Annotated in this window: 12 protein-coding genes; 3 read left to right on the top strand and 9 right to left on the bottom strand. The window is 57.1% G+C overall.

The window, feature by feature from the left end:
- Positions 1 to 173: 173 nt before the first annotated feature.
- Positions 174 to 1,433, bottom strand: coding sequence for an aromatic ring-hydroxylating oxygenase subunit alpha (locus BSU04_RS15605; RefSeq protein ID WP_089161448.1), 1,260 nt, complete (start codon positions 1,431 to 1,433; stop codon positions 174 to 176).
- A gap of 520 nt (positions 1,434 to 1,953) precedes the next feature.
- Between BSU04_RS15605 and BSU04_RS15600 the strand changes: the two genes are divergently transcribed.
- The 3 genes from BSU04_RS15600 to BSU04_RS15590 all read left to right on the top strand — a co-directional run bounded on the left by BSU04_RS15600 (position 1,954) and on the right by BSU04_RS15590 (position 5,309).
- Entirely contained in the window at positions 1,954 to 2,832 is an 879-nt protein-coding gene (locus tag BSU04_RS15600) for a LysR substrate-binding domain-containing protein (RefSeq protein ID WP_218827294.1), read from the top strand.
- A 238-nt stretch (positions 2,833 to 3,070) separates the two neighbouring features.
- Positions 3,071 to 4,306 (top strand): M24 family metallopeptidase, encoded by a 1,236-nt coding sequence (locus BSU04_RS15595; protein WP_089161447.1) that lies wholly within the window; start codon positions 3,071 to 3,073, stop codon positions 4,304 to 4,306.
- A gap of 19 nt (positions 4,307 to 4,325) precedes the next feature.
- On the top strand, positions 4,326 to 5,309 hold the full coding sequence (locus BSU04_RS15590; protein ID WP_179258331.1) for an Ldh family oxidoreductase: 984 nt from the start codon (positions 4,326 to 4,328) through the stop codon (positions 5,307 to 5,309).
- Between the two features lie 65 nt (positions 5,310 to 5,374).
- Here the strand turns inward: BSU04_RS15590 and BSU04_RS15585 are convergent, their stop codons facing one another.
- From BSU04_RS15585 to BSU04_RS15545, 8 genes are all read right to left on the bottom strand, one after another.
- Positions 5,375 to 6,433, bottom strand: coding sequence for a proline racemase family protein (locus BSU04_RS15585; RefSeq protein WP_089161445.1), 1,059 nt, complete (start codon positions 6,431 to 6,433; stop codon positions 5,375 to 5,377).
- Between the two features lie 430 nt (positions 6,434 to 6,863).
- The gene (gene ltrA, locus BSU04_RS15580) at positions 6,864 to 8,087 is read right to left on the bottom strand and encodes a group II intron reverse transcriptase/maturase (protein ID WP_256982808.1); all 1,224 of its coding nucleotides are present in this window, start codon (positions 8,085 to 8,087) and stop codon (positions 6,864 to 6,866) included.
- Between the two features lie 537 nt (positions 8,088 to 8,624).
- On the bottom strand, positions 8,625 to 9,827 hold the full coding sequence (gene fdhA, locus BSU04_RS15570) for a formaldehyde dehydrogenase, glutathione-independent (protein WP_089161443.1): 1,203 nt from the start codon (positions 9,825 to 9,827) through the stop codon (positions 8,625 to 8,627).
- Positions 9,828 to 10,002: 175 nt separating this feature from the next.
- Positions 10,003 to 11,133 (bottom strand): hybrid-cluster NAD(P)-dependent oxidoreductase, encoded by a 1,131-nt coding sequence (locus tag BSU04_RS15565; protein ID WP_089161442.1) that lies wholly within the window; start codon positions 11,131 to 11,133, stop codon positions 10,003 to 10,005.
- 446 nt (positions 11,134 to 11,579) lie between these two features.
- Positions 11,580 to 12,656 carry an ABC transporter substrate-binding protein gene (locus BSU04_RS15560; protein ID WP_218827293.1) on the bottom strand — a complete coding sequence of 359 codons (1,077 nt, stop codon included), beginning with the start codon at positions 12,654 to 12,656 and terminating at the stop codon, positions 11,580 to 11,582.
- A gap of 138 nt (positions 12,657 to 12,794) precedes the next feature.
- Complete coding sequence (gene putA, locus BSU04_RS15555; protein ID WP_089161474.1) at positions 12,795 to 16,523, bottom strand: bifunctional proline dehydrogenase/L-glutamate gamma-semialdehyde dehydrogenase PutA; 3,729 nt, start codon at positions 16,521 to 16,523, stop codon at positions 12,795 to 12,797.
- A 65-nt stretch (positions 16,524 to 16,588) separates the two neighbouring features.
- On the bottom strand, positions 16,589 to 17,425 hold the full coding sequence (locus tag BSU04_RS15550) for an ABC transporter permease (protein WP_089161440.1): 837 nt from the start codon (positions 17,423 to 17,425) through the stop codon (positions 16,589 to 16,591).
- Between the two features lie 3 nt (positions 17,426 to 17,428).
- Positions 17,429 to 18,304, bottom strand: coding sequence for an ABC transporter permease (locus tag BSU04_RS15545; protein ID WP_256982807.1), 876 nt, complete (start codon positions 18,302 to 18,304; stop codon positions 17,429 to 17,431).
- Between the last annotated feature and the right edge of the window lie 368 nt (positions 18,305 to 18,672).

Genomic DNA, 18,672 nt, shown 5'->3' with positions numbered 1-18,672 from the left:
GCCTTCGCGAATTCATAGCACGGTTAAATTGCCGTAAAACTGCCTCCACCGGCGGCCGACGGACGAGGAATTGCACACGAGCCTATGGCCTACATTCGCAACGGCAACGGCAACGCCTATTTTTGGCCGGCAGGGAGCGTCGGACCCGCAGGACCGACATCGTTAGTGATCGATTAGATGCCGTGCTCTTTCAGCTTCGCCGAATACCAACGCGAATACTCGTCGAGCGCGCCTTCCGTGTACTGCGAAAAAGGGCCCGGGATATACGCTGGGTCTTGGGTGCCTGCATGCACGTTCTGGACGAGTTCCGCATCCTGCCGGGTTGTCGCAACCCAGACCTCGGTCAGTGTCTTGAGGTCATAGTCGACTCCTTCCACGGCATCCGCGTGCACGAGCCACTTCGTGCGAACAAGCGTCTTGTCCGGCGCGACTGGAAGGATGAATGCGATCACCGAATGGTCACTCATCACGTGAGTCCACGAATTGTGCCCCCACATGTGCACGTCACCCAGGTCGCGTCTTTGCAGATTGCCAAGCAGTTTCGAGCAGGCAATCTTTGTGCTCAGCGTCTGGGATTCGTTGCTGCCGGCGATGACGAGGCGCTGGGTGCGGAAGTTGGTATGTACGCTCTCGTCGAGAGACTCGAAAATCGAGCATACATACCCGTCCTTCTCCCAGTTCTCCTTGCTCGCAGCATTGCGGGCAACGTACGTTTCGTAGGCCGCGAGCGCTTCTTCTCCTAGGCCATCAGGGCAGAACCCAAAATCTTCGGGGAGGAACGAATTGGTCAACTCCGGATGCGTAGCCTCGCAGTGATAGCACTCCCGGTTGTTCTCCATGACGAGCTTCCAGTTGCCATTTTCAATGACATCCATCTCGTAGGCGATTTTTGTGCGCTGCATGTCATACGGTGCGAACCGGGGTGTCATGACCTCCTCGAGCTTCGCAATGTCGGCCGGGGGTTCGTCAGACAGACAAACGAAGATGTGAGCGCCGACCACCTTGGTGTGCACCGGAATCAGACTCTTGCATGAGCGGTCGAACTCCTGTCCCATGTGTTTGGCATGCTTCAGGCTGCCGTCGAGGTCGTACGTCCACTGGTGATAGGGGCACACGAGCATGCCAACACTTGTCTTGCCCTGTTCTTTCATAATCCGCGACCCGCGGTGGCGGCAGATATTGCGATACGTACGGATGTTCTCGTCTTCGTCCCGAACAATCATGATGGATGCCTTGCCAATTTCCACGGTCGATACGTCGCCGGGCTCGGGTACGTCCGCAGTTACTCCAGCGAGAATCCACAGCTTCTGGAAAAAGACATCCACGTCGTTTTGAAACGCGTCCTGACGGCCGAACAGCTCGCCAGGTAGTCCGTGGCCGGGTTCACGGCTATCAATCAGTTCGCGATGAGTTTTGATGGGGATGAAAGACACAGTAGCGCTCCGGAGGACGTTATTCTCAGTCTCAAGCTTCTGTTTGAAGCCTTGCTATCAGTATTGAAGTGCAAATTTTGAGCGTCAACCGCCTTTATTGTCTCCGTCGTATTACTTCAAGTTATGCAACATACTGTGGTGGCGTAATTGGCACGCAGGCCCTGGTCCAAGGCCTGCCTCAAGTCTTCGTGACCATCTATTTGAGGCGCCGAAAATTGCTGCTTCAGGCGTCGTCTCCCCCTGGAACAGCCGAAGGTGTGGGGCAATAGTGGCGACTTGACATGATGCGGAATTCCTAACAGGATGCCGACTCGCCGCGGCGAACAGGCTGGACGAATGCGCAAGGCGATCCCTCTAGGATGACCTGAGGTTGCGACGGCATCGAAAAAGCTGGCCTGTCCCTGAGTGGTCCAGACTTGCGATGAGAGCCGCTATTAAATTTGATTGAAGGCTGGCGAAAGAAGGTAGAGAAATGAAAATTACAAGAGGCCCGAAGGGCTACCGAAGAGTCATCCCCTCCATGACTGCGCTTGTCGAATTCGAAGCAGTTGCGCGCCTAGGTAGTTTTACCAATGCCGCAAGCGAACTGGGTGTCAGCCAGGCAGCCGTGAGCCGGCAGGTGAAATTTCTCGAGGGCACCCTCGGCGTCAAACTGTTCCATCGTCTTCATCGCTCGATTTCCCTTACGAGCGAGGGCGAGTCCTTGTACCTCGTGGTCGCCGAGTCGATGCAAAAAATAGCCGGCGTTTTCGACCGGTTGTCGACAGGTGTCGAGCAGCGCGAAATCGTTCTCGCGTCCACCGCAGCCTTCTCGCAACTGAGGCTTCTACCGCGCCTAGCCAATCTCAAGAGCCTGGAGCCGAACCTGCAACTGCGTCTGACTACCAGCATGTTCACAGCGGACCTTCGTCACAATGAAGTCGACGTCGCCATCAGGTTCGGTGACGGGTCGTGGAGAGATGGAAGCTCGACCCTGCTGTTTGATGAAGAAGTGTTCCCGGTTTGTTCATCTCGCTGGCTCAAGTCGAACAAAGGTCCTGAGTCTCTGGAGGAGCTTGCCCGGTTGCCGCTCATCGAATCCGATTCAACCTCGGAGGGATGGATGGGTTGGGAGGAATGGTTCAACTCGGTCGGACACAGGCCATCCCGGCTCAGCTACTCGTTGCGCTGCAGCATTTATACGGATGCAGTACAGGCTGCGCGCTATGGACAAGGTATCGCTCTTGGTTGGGGGCGCCTCGTGCATGACTTGCTGGTCTCCGGTGAGTTGGTGCGACTTCAAACCGCAACCAGCAAACCGGTGGATTCGTATTTTCTCATCGTACCGCACGGACGCTCAATTACGTTCTCCGTGCCGGCCCTTATCCAGTGGCTACGAGACGACCCTATGCCCTTGTAGGTTGGTTGGCACACCAAGACGGCCTCGCGCCGTCCGACGGATAACTTGAAGTAATGCGATATGGAAAATAAAGCGGATTGACGGCATTTTTAGACATTCCAATACTGGCATCCTGAAGGTTCTGTAACCGCTTATCCGCGGCTTTCCTCAACCTTCACATCCCACTGTACCCTGCGGCGACAGGCCTTCGGCTTCTAAGCACGGTTCAGCGCAAACCCATGCCGGTTTTGGAGAAAGAATGTCGACTTTGAAAACCATTCATGCCTTGTCTGACCCGTTCGCCTGGAGTCCTGACAGCTCCGATGAGGTCCTCGAGAGCGTACGCGCATATCGGCTCGGCCGCCTCCGGGAGCAGCTTGTCATGCATGAATGTCCAGCAATCATCCTCTACGACCCGGTCAACATTCGATACGCCACCGACACATCGAACATGCAGATTTGGACAGGACGGAATCCGACGCGATATGTGGTTGTGTTCGCATCCGGCCCTGTCATCGCGTTCGAGTTCCACAGCTGCGAGCATGTATGGCGTGGCGTCGATTGCGTCTCCGAGATACGGAGCGCGACCTGCTGGAACTATTTCAATGCCGGTCCGGAAGCCGCTCGACGTGCCGGGCAATGGGCCGAAGAAATCGCAGACCTGCTCCGCACCTACTCGACGGACTTATGTGTAGCAGCAGACCGCCTGGACCCGGAAGGGGTGTATGCCCTCGAGAAGCTGGGAGTACGCGTGGTTGATGGTCAGGCAATCACGGAACTGGCTCGATGTGTAAAGTCGCCGGAGGAAGTTTCAGTGATGCGGCGGTCTATAGCGGTCTGCGAGAGCGGCATCCAGCGTATGCACGAGGCACTCGTTCCAGGCATCACTGAGCAGGAATTGTGGGCCCATCTCCACTTCGAAAACATCAAGCACGGCGGGGAGTGGATTGAGACGAGATTGCTTGCCTCCGGAGAGCGGACGAACCCGTGGATGCAGGAATGCAGCGCCAAAGTTTTGCGCGAAGGCGAACTGTTAGCGTTCGACACTGACCTCGTGGGTCCGTATGGATATTGCGCTGACATATCTCGTACCTGGACGGTCGGCCATGTTCGACCGACTGATGAGCAAAGACATCTGTACTCTGCAGCTCACAAGCAACTCCACTTCAACATGGACGTGCTTCGAGTCGGCATGTTGTTCAGCGAGTTTTCGGAACGCAGTTGGAAAATTCCGGCGCGGTACGCGCGTAACCGCTATAGCTGCGTCGCGCATGGCATTGGCCTTGTCGACGAGTATCCGTCGATTGCACACTACTCGGACTGGACGAGCGGTGGATACGACGGGCGCTTCGAGAGCGGCATGGCGCTTTGCATTGAAAGTTACATTGGTGATGAAGCCGGCGGCGAAGGGGTCAAACTGGAACAACAGGTGTTACTGACTGATGCTGGTATCGAGCCGCTCTCGACGTTCCCTTTTGAAAAAGCTTGGCTCTAATGGTAGCCGCGGAGAGCACATGATTAGCATTGACGACGCATTTGCGCTTTGTAAGAGCGCCGCGCTGGGCGCTGGCGCATCGGAAGATGTAGCCTTGTCTCTGACGACTGCAGCGGTCGCCGCCGAGAGCAGAGGACAGAAGTCGGTGGGCGTGAGCCATTTGTTTGATTACCTTGACGCCATGAAAGAGGGTCGCCTTGACGGACGAGCAGTGCCCGTGATTGAACGACCGACTGCTGCTGTCTTTCGCGTCGACGCTCGCAGTGGCATCGCGCAGTTAGGCTTCGACCGGGTTTTCAACGATCTTGTCGATGCCGCTCGCACCGTAGGAATCGCGCTCTTCTCAGGGAGAAACTCATACACCTGCGGCGCGCTTGGCTACTATGTCGAACGCCTAGCCGAGAAAGGTCTGGTCGCACTGGCTACTGCAAACGCGCCAGCGGCGGTCGCTGCGATTGGCGCAAAGCGAGCGCTGTATGGAACGAATCCAATGGCATTTGCTGCGCCACAAGGAGGCGGTCCGGTTCTATTGATTGACCAGGCGTCGAGCGCGACAGCATATGTCAACGTCCGCATGGCTGCGAAACAGGGAAACTCCTTGCCCGAAGGCTGGGCCATCGACAAAAATGGTGAGCCGACGCGAGACCCCGTCGCAGCGCTGGCAGGTGCGCTCCTTCCTTTCGGGGGAGTCCGGGGCGGCAACATAGCGTTGATGGTTGAAGTGATGTCAGCGATGTCTGGCGCCAACTGGTCATTGGACGCGCCTTCATGGGTTGACGGAAACCAATGTCCAGGAATTGGCTTAAGCGTAATCGCGTTTAACCCGACGTTGCTCGACCCATCGTTCGAATCACGACTGGCCAATCATCTCGCGATGTTGCGTTCAGTCCACGGCGTGTTTATACCTGGCTTCGAGAAAGCCGATGCGCTTGCGGCATCGGTCAACCGCGGACTTGACATCGACGATGATATGTTGCAAAAGCTGCGGACCATGGCTGGGTGAACAAGGCCGTCGCCGAAGAAAAAGCCGCCCAGACCATCGGGCGGCTGTTTTTTCCGCGCTTTAGCTCAACTTTTCGCCCAAATATCGCCAATCGTGTAACCGTTAGGGAAAGGGTCCGTCGGGTCGAGGACATAGGTGGCGAAACCAGTAATCCATGATTGTCCGCCAATGGTCGGGATGACTGCGTCGTAGTCTCCGACCTTCGTTTCCTCGACGAGCCGACCATTCCAAGGCAGCCCGAGTGGACTCTCGTTACGGAATGCTTCGTCGACTTTCAACTGACCCTTGGCATGCAGAGTGGCCATCTTGGCGCACATTCCAGTCCCGCAGGGGCAGCGGTCCAACGTCCCGGTCCAGGTGGCCGGATTGTCGAAGTCAACCGGGCCGCTCGCGACGGTGACGGCGTTTTTCCAGTTGGAAGGCGAACCATCGATTTGCCCCGAGAGTTGAGAAATTGTAATGCCCATCTCCGGGAAGTCCGGATGATGCACCTGCAACTGGTCCTGAGCCGCTTTGAGTATCAACGAGGACACCCGAGTAATCTCGCGCCCCATTTCGGGAACCAGTCGGAGATTGTCAAACTGTTTGACGTCGGCGATGACATAGAACATGCCGCCCCAACCTACGTCTACGGTGACCTTACCGAGATGCGGAACGTCAATCACAGCGTCGAGGTGAGCGGCAAACGCCGGAACATTCTTAAAGGTGACCTGCGTCACCTTGCCGTTGCTGCATTCAGCGCGGATGCCGATAAGGCCTGCCGGGGATTCAAGCTGGAACTCGGTTACTGGTTCCAGCATCGGTATCATGCCCGTCTCGAGCAACACCGTTGCCACGGAGATGGTGTTGCCGCCGCTCATCAGCGGATACTCTACCTGCTCCATGATGATGTAGCCAGCGGCCGCGTCAGGATGCTTGGGCGGAACAATGAGATTGCAACATACCGGAGGGTAGCCCCGCGGCTCACGAAGCATGAGCATACGAACCTGGTCATCGTTCTTTTCCAGCCAACGCATCTGTTCGTAGACCGTGTTTCCTGGGATGTGGGGGACGCCACCGGTGATAACCCGCATCGGTTCGCCCGAGTGTGTATCCACTGCTGTGATGGTTCTCTTGAATGCCATGTTGCTTCCAGTTTGAAATGGTTGACTGCAACTTCCGTTATCGGTCCGGCTGCTAAATCTCCGAGATGGTTGAGTATTTGGTTGTACAAAAAGAGCGTCAATGCGCTTTATATTCGCTCTGACATTACGTCATGTTATGCGTGTCAGTTTGCCTGTGAATTTGCCGGTGACGATTTTTTAGTCTCTCGTGAAAGAATCGGGATAGGGGCAGGCCTCGCGGCCCGACCCCTCCCACACCACCGTGCGTACGGGTCCGTACACGGCGGTTCGGATCGGTTGACCGGCTATGTGCGTAACGATGGAAGACCGAGGGAGCCGAGATAGCGATTGGTGAGCGCCCGTTGCAAAGCGGGACTGTTACTCAGTCGCCATGCATCGTGTGGAGAGCCGACCGTCTGGGCGGCCAGATCCCGATCGACACCGCGCGCTGTCAGTTCCCGGAAGCGGTTGGGGCTTGTGTCCCCCATTGCTTCCAGAACACGCAGCGAATACGGCGTCGTACCCACTCATCCAGCCGCTGTAGCGTGCTGGGCGTCTCGCAGAAGCCGAAGTAGCCGCGCCACCCGGTGAGGTAGCGTTTCAGCCGCTCCATCAACTGTTCGATGCTGATCCCTCGTGTGCGTTGCGTCAGCTCCCGGATTCGGTCCTTGAAGCGAAGCAGTGCCTTGGGCGCAATGCGCCGTTTGACATGCCCGCGGGTCAGGAAGGTGAATCCCAGAAACTTCCGCGTGTGAGGTTTAGCCACCGCACTCTTCGCCTCGTTGACCTTCAGCTTGAGCTTGCCGGTGAGGAAGGCTTTCAGCCCTGCCATCACCCGCTGACCCGCGCGTTCGCTGCGTACGTAGACGTTACAATCGTCGGCGTACCTCACGAATCGCAGCCCGCGTCGCTCAAGCTCCCGGTCGAGATCGTCGAGCATCAGATTGGACAACAACGGTGACAGGGGACCACCCTGGGGCGTACCCTCGTCCGTTGCGCCAACCAGTCCGTTCTCCATCACGCCCGCCGTCAGGAAGGAGCGGATCAGCTTCAGCATTCGCTTGTCGCTGACCCGCCTTGCCACCCGACTCAACAGGATGTCGTGGCTCACGCGATCGAAGAATTGTTCGAGGTCCAGGTCTACAACCCAGCGGTGTCCCGCCTGAATGTAGCCCTGCGCGCGCTCCACTGCCTGATGGGCCGAGCGTCCCGGACGGAAGCCGTAACTGGACTCCGAGAACGTCGGGTCCCACTGCCTTTGCAGCACCTGCAATACCGCCTGCTGAACGAATCGATCAAGCGCACAAGGGATGCCGAGCTTGCGCACGCCACCGCCATCAGGCTTGGGTATCTCGACCCGTCTCACAGGTTGGGGCCTGTACGTGCCGTTCAGCAGCGTGTCCCGTATCGACGGCCAGTGCTCACGCAGGTACGCTGGTAATGCCTGAACCGTCATACCGTCCACGCCCGGTGCACCTTTGTTCGCCTTCACACGCTTCAATGCCTGCTTCAGGTTTCCCCTTTCGCAGACCTCTTCCATCAGTCGGTCACAAGCCGACGGGCTTTCAGGTTCGGGGGACGCCGCCATAGGTTCAGCCCCTCGGGCGACAGTCATCCGGGCTTCACCCAGACCTCCGTCGTCAAGGACGCTTTGCGTTTTCTGCTGCTCTCCCATGTCGAGTTCTCCGGCTTACTCGCCGCTCCTCTCCGTTTGGGCCTTCCAGCGTTGCCGCTGTACTATGCCCGCTGCTGACTCCTGCACGATGGTCAGCGACCCTTGCGGGCCGTTCAGTCCTGATTCCAGGACATCGCACAGGCCTCCCGAGGTAAGCTCAACCGCCTTCGCCACACGCCTGCCAGATCTACCACCCCGGACCTTGATGGTTATGGACTTCGCGATCATCGGCTCGCTCGTCCGCCCGGGTAGGCCTCACATCTGGTTTCTGTTCGTCAGGTCGTGGCTTTGCTACACGCTTCCTTCAGACCCCGCCTCGCGACGACGCCCTTGCGTTTCACTAGCCCTTCACCACCATCAGGTTGGGCAGGGGACTTGCACCCCCAAGCTGTTGCGCATGCTCGGCGCACCAAAAAGAAGCCGGCGTGAGCCGGCTCAATTTCAACCTTGGAGTGGTGCGCGTAGCGCCTGCGTATTCCCGACCTTCAATTTGACAAACGGCAGGGGAAGCTCGGTCTAACCTTTTTGAAACCGGCCTCAGGCTGCTGCTTTGAGGCTGTTGTGCGGGTCAATTACGAATTTCTTGGATACGCCCGAGTCGAATTCGGCGTAGCCACCGGGCGCGTCGTCAAGCCTGATTACTGACACGTTGACGATTTCGGCGATATTAAGGCGGTCCCAGAGAATGGCCCGCATCAAGTTACGGTTGTACTTCATCACAGGTGTCTGGCCTGTAAAGAAGGAATGTGATTTGGCCCAACCAAGACCGAGCCGAACAGAAAGGTTGCCATGCTTTGCGGCGGCATCCACACCGCCGGGGTCGTCGGTAACGTACAGGCCAGGGATGCCTATCTTGCCCGCGACTCGCGTAACTTCCATCAGTGAGTTGAGCACGGTTGCCGGTGCTTCGGCCTGTGAGCCAGCATGACCGTGCCCGCGGGCTTCAAAGCCGACGCAATCAATGGCGCAGTCCACTTCCGGCTCGCCCAGCAGGTTAGCAATCTGGTCCGACATGGAAACATCGAGCGACAGGTCGACGGTTTCGAAACCAACCTTTCGGGCGTGCTCTAGTCGCGTCGGATTAACATCCCCGACGATGGTCACGGCGGCGCCAAGCAGTCGGGCGGAAGCGGCAGCCGCCATGCCTACAGGACCGGCCCCTGCAACGTACACGGTTGCGCCAGGCGTGACGCCGGCTGTTACGGCACCGTGATAACCCGTCGGTAGAATGTCTGATAGGCAAGTCAGGTCCCGAATCTTCGACATTGCACGGTCTCGGTCTGGGAATTTGAGCAAATTGAAGTCCGCAAACGGAACCATGACGAACTCGGCTTGCCCGCCAATCCATCCGCCCATGTCGACGTAGCCGTATGCGCCGCCTGGCCGACCTGGGTTGACGTTCAAACAGACGCCCGTATTCTGCGCCTTGCACATCGGACAGCGGCCACACGCGACATTGAACGGCACCGAGACAAGGTCGCCCTTCTGTAGCGTCATCACATCCGAGCCAACCTCGATTACCTCGCCAGTGATTTCGTGGCCAAGCACGAGGCCGGCCGGCGCGGTTGTGCGGCCGCGAACCATGTGCTGGTCGGACCCGCAGATATTGGTAGCCACAACGCGCAGGATGACGCCGTGATTGGCTTTCCGGCCGGATGGGTCCGTGAGTTCCGGAAAAGCGATACTGCGTACTTCGACCTTGCCGGGCCCGACGTAGACGACTCCGCGATTTCCTGACATAGATGTCTCCAGTTTTGTAGATTCACGAGCCGCGACTTTTGTCGAAGCTGGCACTGCACCGCAGCCAGACGTATTTCGGAGGCTGCGTGACTTCAAATGCCGCCCAACACTTCAATAGGGATACTTTTCGCGGCAGGCCCTCGAACGGCACCTGCCTATGCGCTTGATCGAAGGATTACAGTTCTAGGACGAGGTCTGAAGTAGGTCGGCTGCAGCAGAGGAGTCTGAAGCCCTTCGCAACCTCTCGTTCCCGAATTCCGCCGTTGTGTTTCATATCGACGGTGCCTTCGAGCACTTTGGTTTTGCAGGTTCCGCACATCCCTTGGCTACACGACGAAGGAATGGCCACGCCTGCTTTCTTCGCTGCCGAGAGTACGGTTTCCGACGGGCTCATTGTGAAGCTTCGTGATGAGCGGGAAAGTGTGACTGTGAATGTGTGCTGCGCGGGTATTACCTGAGCCTCGACGGGCTCGGGTGCAACATCAGCGGTGATGTCGAAGCTTTCCTGGTGATAGCGTGCCGGGTCGTGGTTGCCGCTTCGCAGAATGTCTCTTACGGCGTTCATGTACCCGGCGGGGCCACACGTGAACACCTCACGATCTGCAAGGTCCGGTACCCACTCAGAGAGCTGCAGTAGGCTGAGGCGACCAATCGGGCCAGTCCAATCAGCTTCGTTGCCGGTGCCCTCGCACACGAAGAAAACTCGTAGACGGGACGAAAGCGCCACCAGGCGTTGCAGCTCGTCTCGGAAAACGATGTCTGCCGGCGTTCGAGCGCTGTGAATGAAAATGATGTCGCGGTTGAGGCCTAAGTCGATGCTCGAGCGCGTCATCGACATCAACGGTGTGACCCCCGAACCCGCAGACAGATAGAGAAGCTTCGGGGCCTTGGACGCTGTCGGCGTGAACGCGCCCGACGGGCCATACGCGAGCAACTGGACACCGGGCTTCATATTGTCGTGGAGCCAGTTAGACACTACGCCGCCGGGAACGCGCTTTACAGTGATGGAAACGAGGAATGGTCGGGTGGGCGGCGACGAGATGGTGTAACAGCGTTGCACGGATTGACCGCCGACGGTGGCCGAAATCGTCATGAATTGACCGGGCTCGAAGCGAACCGGCAGACCATCGGTGGTCCGGAACTCGAAAGTCCTAACGTCGTGAGTTTCGTCGACCACGCGACAACACTGTAGCGCTTGCTGTTCGCTACTTGCCCATTGGCGAGCGCCGTGCTCCCAAGTACCGGGATTAGCGAGCCGGTCGCTGTCGGCAGATGCGGGGTCGAAGATTGGATCAAAGAGATTCATGGTATGTCTGCGTGTTTAGTGCTCGGGACAACGCTCAGACACCCGAGGCCTGCTTACGGATTGATTTGGCATGCTGGCAATTCATAACAGCAGAAGCGAGAGTCGCGTCGCTGCGGATACAGTCGAGTGCCTCGGAATTACATGTCTCCAGCCACGATCTAAGTATTGGATTGACGAAAAGGACCGTCAATGCGCTTTATTCTTTCTAATGCCATTACTTGAAATTATGCGAGACTCAGAAACATGGCCGTCCGCACCTTGCGCACGGGTTGATGTGGCCCGCTGCGCGCTGGCATCCGAGCGTCCTCCATCGTAAGTTGGTCAGCCATCAGCCCGACCGTCCGGCGGTCGGGGTTTCAGCTTGCCCGCTGCTACGCTGAATGAAGTTCGGCGAGCCCGTGGTTTGCCCCGCCTGCAATCGCCGTGAGCAAACCCCGAGAAAGCCTTTAATTCGTTCCGAGCCACACCGCAAATTTTTGATTCAGGTCGTCGGAATGGTCGGCCCAGAAACTGATGTCTGAGGCGACCGCACCCTTCGAGTTTGCCGGATTCGTCGGCAGATACGGCGCCACCTTCGGGTCGACCAGTGCAATCGAAGACTTTCGCATCGGGCCCAAGCCAGTCGCGGAAGCGAGTTTCGCCAGCGATTCCGTGTTCGTTGAGAACTTCACAAAATCCTGGGCCGACTTGAGGTTTTTCGTTCCTTTGACGATGGCCAGACCCTCAATGTTCATAACCTCACCATCCCACAGGAAGCCGAATGGTTTCTTGTCCTGTTGAACTGCGACGAGAATGCGATTCGGATACGCGCTAGTCATCGTGACTTCACGGTCCGCGAGGAGTTGCGGCGGCTGAGCGCCTGCATCCCACCAGACAATCGACGATTTGATGGTGTCAAGCTTCTTGAACGCACGGTTAACGCCCTCTGGCGTCGCCAGGACCTTATAAACGTCGGCCGGCTTCACGCCGTCCGCCAGCAAGGCAAATTCGACTGCCGTCTCCGGCGATTTTTTCAGGCCACGTTTTCCGGGAAAACGCTTCAGGTCGAAGAAGTCGGCAATCGTCTTCGGTTCGCCGCTTTTGAATGCATCCTTGTTGTAGGCAACCATCGTCGACCACGATACATTGCCGACCATGCAATCCGACAATCCACCGGGCAGAAAGTCAGCTTTGGCAGCCGCCCCACCTTTTGCTGGTGGAAGCGACGCGGAGTCGATTTTCTCGAGCAGTCCCTCATCACAGGCGCGGGTTGCATCGGCGAGTTGCATGTCGACTACGTCCCAGGTCACGTTATTCGTTTGAACCTGACTCCGAATCTGTGCAATGCCGCCGTTATAGGTGTCGGTCTTGACATTGGTGCCGGTCTGCGCACCAAAGGGCTTCGACGCCAGTGCGACCTGTGAGTCCTGGTACGAGCCACCCCAGCTTGCAAACACCAGGTCGCCTGCACTAGCAGACAAGCTCACTGTGCCAAAAGCAACGAGGGCGATAGCCTGCGCGGTCAATTTCGTGTGAAATTTCATTTCGTTATGTTCCTTCTCGTCGTCAGATGGTACGAAATCGCCCATCGATTTCCAGGGTTAAGAGATTACTTCTACTGCTTCCGACTTCACCATCAACTCGAAGCTTCCCTATCATGGGCAGGAAGCACCGGGCCATCGTTACAAGGCACCTTCGCTTAGCACCATCAACTGGGTATTTCCGCCTGCTGCACTGGCGTTCACCGTCGTCAATCTTTCTCTTATGAGGCTTGTGAAGTCACAGCCGCTTGCGAAATCTGTCTCGACAACGGGGATCCGTCCATTCATGCATGCGCCCGCAAGGCCATCAGGGAGCAGCGTCCTCGCCGGAGTTAAAACGACAGCAACAGATGCCGCGGAGCGTCGACCCTCGACAAAGCTTTGAAACTCCGCCGTCTCGGCAATGAAACAACGCTCACCCAGTTCGCCTTTAACTGCTTGAGCACTCTCGCACGGTGCAATCAACACGCTGTTACCGAAAGCACTAGCGATCATTGCCTGAAATACAACCTCATCGTCTTTTCCTGATACGCATAGCACCATTCCGCGGGGCAAGAATTCGAGCGTATTTTCTTCTCCCGCGAGCGCTGGCAAAGTGACTGGGTCCGACCGTGCGATGAGGCGGGTGAGTTCGTCCCTGAGACCGGAGCTGCTTGACCTGCCAGCAACCGACATCATTGCGAAAAGTGCATCGACCGACTTCCGGCGACGAGCTTTCTCCGTCGCCAATGCGTCCCGCCGGTCATGGAATCGGCCAGAACCGTTCTCGATGGGAAATTCATAGAATTTGCTCGCCAGGTTGTTGGTCGAGACGAAAGGACCTTCTTCGGGAGCAAGTTGATGGCTACCTTGTGCGGTCAGGGATGACAGCGAAAGCGGGCCTGCCATCATCGGGCCGCTACCGGTGGCCCCGAAACCCCCGGACGGCTGCATGCCGATAAAAGTGGAATGCATCGCGCGATTCACGCAGACGCTGCTAGCCGTCGTCTTCGAGAGCAATTTGCCTGTTGCCTCGTTGATTCGGGTATGCAGGCCCAGCACACCGCACCCGACTGCGTTGAGCCGCTCCACAAGGTCGGCCAATTCGCCTGTCCGGTAACGCACGACGTGAAGAATTGGGCCGCTCACGCCAGGAACCACCGAGCTGATGTTTTCTGCGATGCCCAGGTCTACGATAGCTGGGCACACGAAGTTTCCATTGCGCATATCCTTGACTGGCCGGCCACGCGTCACCGCAAATCCCGCCTGCTGCAGTCGCTGAAGGTACGACTCGGCAACCGTCTTGATGTCTTGGGTCGCTACAGGCCCGATGTCAGTAGCCGCGTCCAGCGGATTCCCAGTGGCACGCTCGCTGAGTATGCCCTTCAGCATTTTCAGAGTTTTTTCTGCAATGGAGTCCTGAAGACACAGAATTCGCAGTGCCATGGCCGACTGACCAGCGGAAGTGAACGCAGAGACTGTCGCGTCAAGGATCACCTGCTCGGGCAGAGCAGAACTGTCGACAATCATCGCGTTCACGCTGCGAAGCGAGAACAGCAGTTTGGGTGGCTGCGCCAATGCGGATACTTGGGTGGAGATTCTGGCCGCTGCGTCCTGGCTTCCAGAAAACATAATTGCCTTGACACGGCGGTCCATGACTAGAGCACGTCCCGCAGACTCTCCGTTCCCAAGCACCAGTTGCAGCGCGAGCGATGGAACCCCCGCACGCAAAAACGTGGTCACGATTTCATAGGCGACAAGGGAACCGCATTGCGCCGGCTTTGCAATAACGCCGTTCCCCGCAGCGAGCGCCGAAGACAGCTGCCCGACCAACGTCATCAACGGATTGAAACTCGATGCAATGCAGACAACAACGCCAAGCGGCCTGCTATTCTGTAGCCATCGTTCGGCGCGAAGTTCGTACGCATAGAGACGACACATATTGACCGCGCTTCGAATCTCCTCCGCGGCTTCGGCCATCGTTGCGCCAGTCTCAAGTACAAGCAGCGCTCCAAGCGAAGCACCGCGCTCCTCAAGGTTGTTGGCGACGTTTTCGAGCACGGTGCCGCGGAATTGGACGCCGGAGTCGCTCCACTGCGCCCAACCCTCGGTCGCTCCCTGCAAAGCACCTTCGATTGCGCCGGGACGACAGGTATCGATGCTGCCGATTACCTCTGTCGAATCTGCGGCGCTATAGACCAGATTGGTCGCATCCGAGTCAGTCACAACACCACCGGCAACTATCGACCGTACATTTACACGTGCGCTTCGCAGCTCGCCGACAGCCTTGGCAAAGCCATCAGAAGAACTTAAACGGAGCGCTGCAGCATTCACCCGTCCCGGCAAGACGTTGCGCGGGCTTGGAATACCGTCGTGCATCCGGCCATTCGTGCGCGCGGCTTTTTCGAGCGGACTTACAACAATGTCGGCGATGCTGACATTCGGGTCGACGACCTGATTGACGAAAGACGAGTTGGCACCATTTTCGAGAAGGCGTCGAACCAGGTAGGCCAACAGCGTCGCATGTGGGCCGACGGGAGCATACACGCGACAAGCGCGGCCCAATTTGCCTGGCCCGACCACCTGGTCGTAAACGCTTTCCCCCATGCCATGCAGGCATTGGAATTCATAGTCAATGTTGCCTGCGAGCGTATGGACGGCCGCAATCGAGAAAGCATTGTGCGTCGCGAATTGCGGGAAAATGGCGTCAGGGGCAGCAATCAATGCCTTTGCGCAAGCGATGTAGCTGACGTCTGAGTGAACCTTGCGAGTGAAGACCGGATACCCTTCGCTACCAGCATCCTGGGCGAGCTTGATTTCAGTATCCCAATACGCACCCTTGACCAGGCGCGTGTTGATTCGTCGGCCAGTTGAACGAGCCAAGGCAATCAGCCAGTCCGCCACGAAACGCCCGCGCTTCTGGTACGCCTGTAGCGAAATGCCGATTCCATTCCATCCAATCAGACTAGGCTCAAAGCAAAGTCGTTCAAGCATCTCGAGCGTCAAATCGAAACGTGCCGATTCCTCCTGGTCGAGGTGGAAGCCGATTGCATATTTTTTGGCAAGTTGAGCAAGGCCGAGCAGCCGGGGATACAGTTCTTCAATGACACGTTCACGTTGCGAAAGCTCGTATCGAGCATGCAGGCCTGAAATCTTGACGGACACTCCCGGACCTTCAATCACGCCTCGTGTTAAGGCATCCTTACCAATTGCTTCAATAGCGTGTCGATAGGACTGGAAATACGCTTCAGCATCTTCTTCCGTCAACGCGGCTTCACCTAGCATGTCATAGGAGAAGCGGTAACCTTGACCTTCGCGCGATTTCGCGACGCCAATGGCTTCCTCAATCGTTTGTCCCGTTACGAACTGTTTGCCCAGCAGCCTCATCGCGTAGGCCACGCCGGACCGCACGACCGCCTCGCCACCCTTACGGACGACGCTGGTCAGCGCTTCTGAAAGCGATTTTTCGTCCGGCTGCTTGAGCAGTTTTCCCGTAACCAGCAGACCCCAGGCGGTAGCATTCACGAACAACGAGGGAGATTTCCCGAGATGTGCGCGCCAGTCCGCATCGACAATCTTGTCGCGAATCAGTTGATTGCGGGTCGGTGTGTCCGGAATGCGAAGCATCGCTTCGGCCAGACACATCAACGCGATGCCTTCGCGGCTGTCGAGAGAGAACTCCTGGGTCAGAAGGTCTACGCCGCCAGCGTCTATCCGTGTGTCGCGCACACCTTGCGCAAGACGCGTTGCAAGTTCCTGTACACGTGACAGTGTCTCTGGGTCCAGATACGCCGCTTTTATCAACTCACGGACGACCACGTCTTCGGGCAAATTGGATGCGTCCTTGATACGTCGCCGCAGCACCAACAGGTCAGACGTCTGTTCCTGCATTTCATGAATTTTCGACAGCATGATGGAATTGGACTGTAAAAGGCAAAGGTAGCGTGACGTCGAACTCAGACGGCACCGTTGATTCCGCGAAGTCGCTCAGAACGGCGACGCAGAAGCTCCAGCGTGATAAGCAACAGCGTTGAGATTGCGACGAGCAAGGTGGCAACAGCCAGGATGGTCGGACTTAGCTGTTCTCTGATACCGGCCCACATCTGGCGGGGAATTGTGCGTTGGTCCGGACCAGTGAGAAATAGCGCGACGACGATTTCATCGAACGACGTTGCGAAAGCGAACAACGCACCCGACACAACACCGGGAGCGATAAGCGGAAGCTTGACCTGAAAGAAGACGCGAAGTGGAGACGCCCCCAGATTGCGACCTGCCCGAGTAAGGGATTCGTTGAATCCCGCGAGTGTCGCGGTAACCGTCACAACAACAAATGGAGCCCCGAGCGCAGCGTGTGCCAGAATCAGCCCAAGCAGGCTGCTCGTCAGTCCGAGCGGACTGAACGCGAAATAGACGCCAACTGCAGTAATGATGAGCGGAACAATCATTGGCGAAATCAAAATGCCAGTGATGATTGCCTTTCCTCGAATCCGACTGCTTGTCAGACCAAGGGATGCAGTAACACCCAGGAACGTAGCGAGCACCGTCGATGCGACGCCGGTGATAAGTGTATTCTTAAGCGCCAGCATCCAATCCGAGTTGCCAAAAAACTCCTGGTACCAGCGAAGACTCAATCCCGGCAAGGGGTACGTGAAGTACGGCTGCGAATTGAAGGATAACGGTATCACCACCAGTATTGGCAGAACGAGAAAAACCAGTACCGCCAAAGACAGGGCGACATAGGAGATGCGCCCAAGCCTTCCCCAGACGGTTACATACGCAGGAAAGTTGAACATGTTTTACCCCAGTTTCACACCGGCGCCGCCGGTGATACGAACAAAGATTCCGTAGATGAGCAATACGCCCGCAAGAAGAACTGACGCCAAGGCACTGGCCAAGCCCCAGTTGAGCGTCGTGTTGACGTGGTTGGCGATGAAGTAGCTTGCCAACTGGTCATCGGGACCACCCACAATGGCCGGCGTAATGTAGTAGCCAACCGCAAGAATGAAAGTAAGCATTCCCGCTGCGCCGATGCCTGGAAGCGTTTGCGGAAAGTACGCCTGAAAGAAAGCGCGAATCGGGCCTGCACCGAGCGAGCGCGCGGCTTTCATATAAACCGAAGGGACGCCTTTCATTACGCTATAAAGCGACAGAATCGCGTACGGCAGCAGAATGTGCGTCATCGCAATCAGGACACCGAACCGGTTGTAGATAAGGCCCATTCGGGGGATACCAAGTTGCGTGAGAAAGTCGTTCACCACGCCATGCGTCTGCAGCACAACAACCCATGCCGTAGTCCGGACGAGAATCGAAGTCCAGAATGGCAACAGAACCATAATCATGAACAAGTTGCTGTAGCGCGCTGGAATGTTGGCGAGAAAAAAAGCGACCGGGTAGCCAAACAGAAGACACAGGAAACTCACGAGCATGCTGACCCATGCTGTCCTGATGAAGACTCCGACATACAGCCGTTGATTTTCCGGCTGCTGGACGATTGCACCATTAACGTCGCGCTTGAAGTCGAACGCCTTAAGGTAGTAGTCGAAGGTCCAAGGCGATGACGCGTACTTCAGAGTTGTCCAGGTGGCCGGCTCGTCCCAACGTGAATCGACTGATGTGAACCATGAGTGCCACGAACCTGTGCGTTCATCGCCTACGTGACGCGCAGTCTTCATGATTAGGCTGCGCAGTCCCGCTTCATCGTAATTCAGACGAGCTGCAACACGGGTCACGCCGTCGTTCGCCTTCGCAGTGACAAGGTCTTTTCCAAACGCGTCAAATACAACCTCAGAAGGCAATTTCCCATCCGCAGGATTCCAGCTTCGCAAGAGCGCCGCCGCGTGCGGTAATTCTTGCGAGACCGTAGGGTCTCTGACGCTTTTGAGCAGCAGGTTTCCAATCGGCACGAGGAAAGTAACCAGCAAGAAAGCTAGTAACGGTAAGACCAGCATCGTGGCCTTAGCGCGTTCCTTTCGTTCGGCCCTGCGTAGCCGTGCCTTTAGACCTTTAGAGTCGTCGACATTCGACCCAAGAATATCGGTCG

It is taken from the genome of Caballeronia sordidicola (genome assembly GCF_002220365.1).
GTDB lineage: Bacteria > Pseudomonadota > Gammaproteobacteria > Burkholderiales > Burkholderiaceae > Caballeronia > Caballeronia sordidicola_C.
This window is presented reverse-complemented; position numbering and strand designations above follow the sequence as displayed.

Bases quoted from the DNA above. Each gene is read 5' to 3' on its own strand.
- ltrA (WP_256982808.1), bottom strand. From the start codon at position 8,087: ATGGGAGAGCAGCAGAAAACGCAAAGCGTCCTTGACGACGGAGGTCTG.
- BSU04_RS15585 (WP_089161445.1), bottom strand. From the start codon at position 6,433: ATGGCATTCAAGAGAACCATCACAGCAGTGGATACACACTCGGGCGAA.
- fdhA (WP_089161443.1), bottom strand. From the start codon at position 9,827: ATGTCAGGAAATCGCGGAGTCGTCTACGTCGGGCCCGGCAAGGTCGAA.
- BSU04_RS15565 (WP_089161442.1), bottom strand. From the start codon at position 11,133: ATGAATCTCTTTGATCCAATCTTCGACCCCGCATCTGCCGACAGCGAC.
- BSU04_RS15550 (WP_089161440.1), bottom strand. From the start codon at position 17,425: ATGTTCAACTTTCCTGCGTATGTAACCGTCTGGGGAAGGCTTGGGCGC.
- BSU04_RS15590 (WP_179258331.1), top strand. From the start codon at position 4,326: ATGATTAGCATTGACGACGCATTTGCGCTTTGTAAGAGCGCCGCGCTG.
- BSU04_RS15600 (WP_218827294.1), top strand. From the start codon at position 1,954: ATGACTGCGCTTGTCGAATTCGAAGCAGTTGCGCGCCTAGGTAGTTTT.
- putA (WP_089161474.1), bottom strand. From the start codon at position 16,523: ATGCAGGAACAGACGTCTGACCTGTTGGTGCTGCGGCGACGTATCAAG.
- BSU04_RS15595 (WP_089161447.1), top strand. From the start codon at position 3,071: ATGTCGACTTTGAAAACCATTCATGCCTTGTCTGACCCGTTCGCCTGG.
- BSU04_RS15560 (WP_218827293.1), bottom strand. From the start codon at position 12,656: ATGAAATTTCACACGAAATTGACCGCGCAGGCTATCGCCCTCGTTGCT.
- BSU04_RS15545 (WP_256982807.1), bottom strand. From the start codon at position 18,304: ATGAAGACTGCGCGTCACGTAGGCGATGAACGCACAGGTTCGTGGCAC.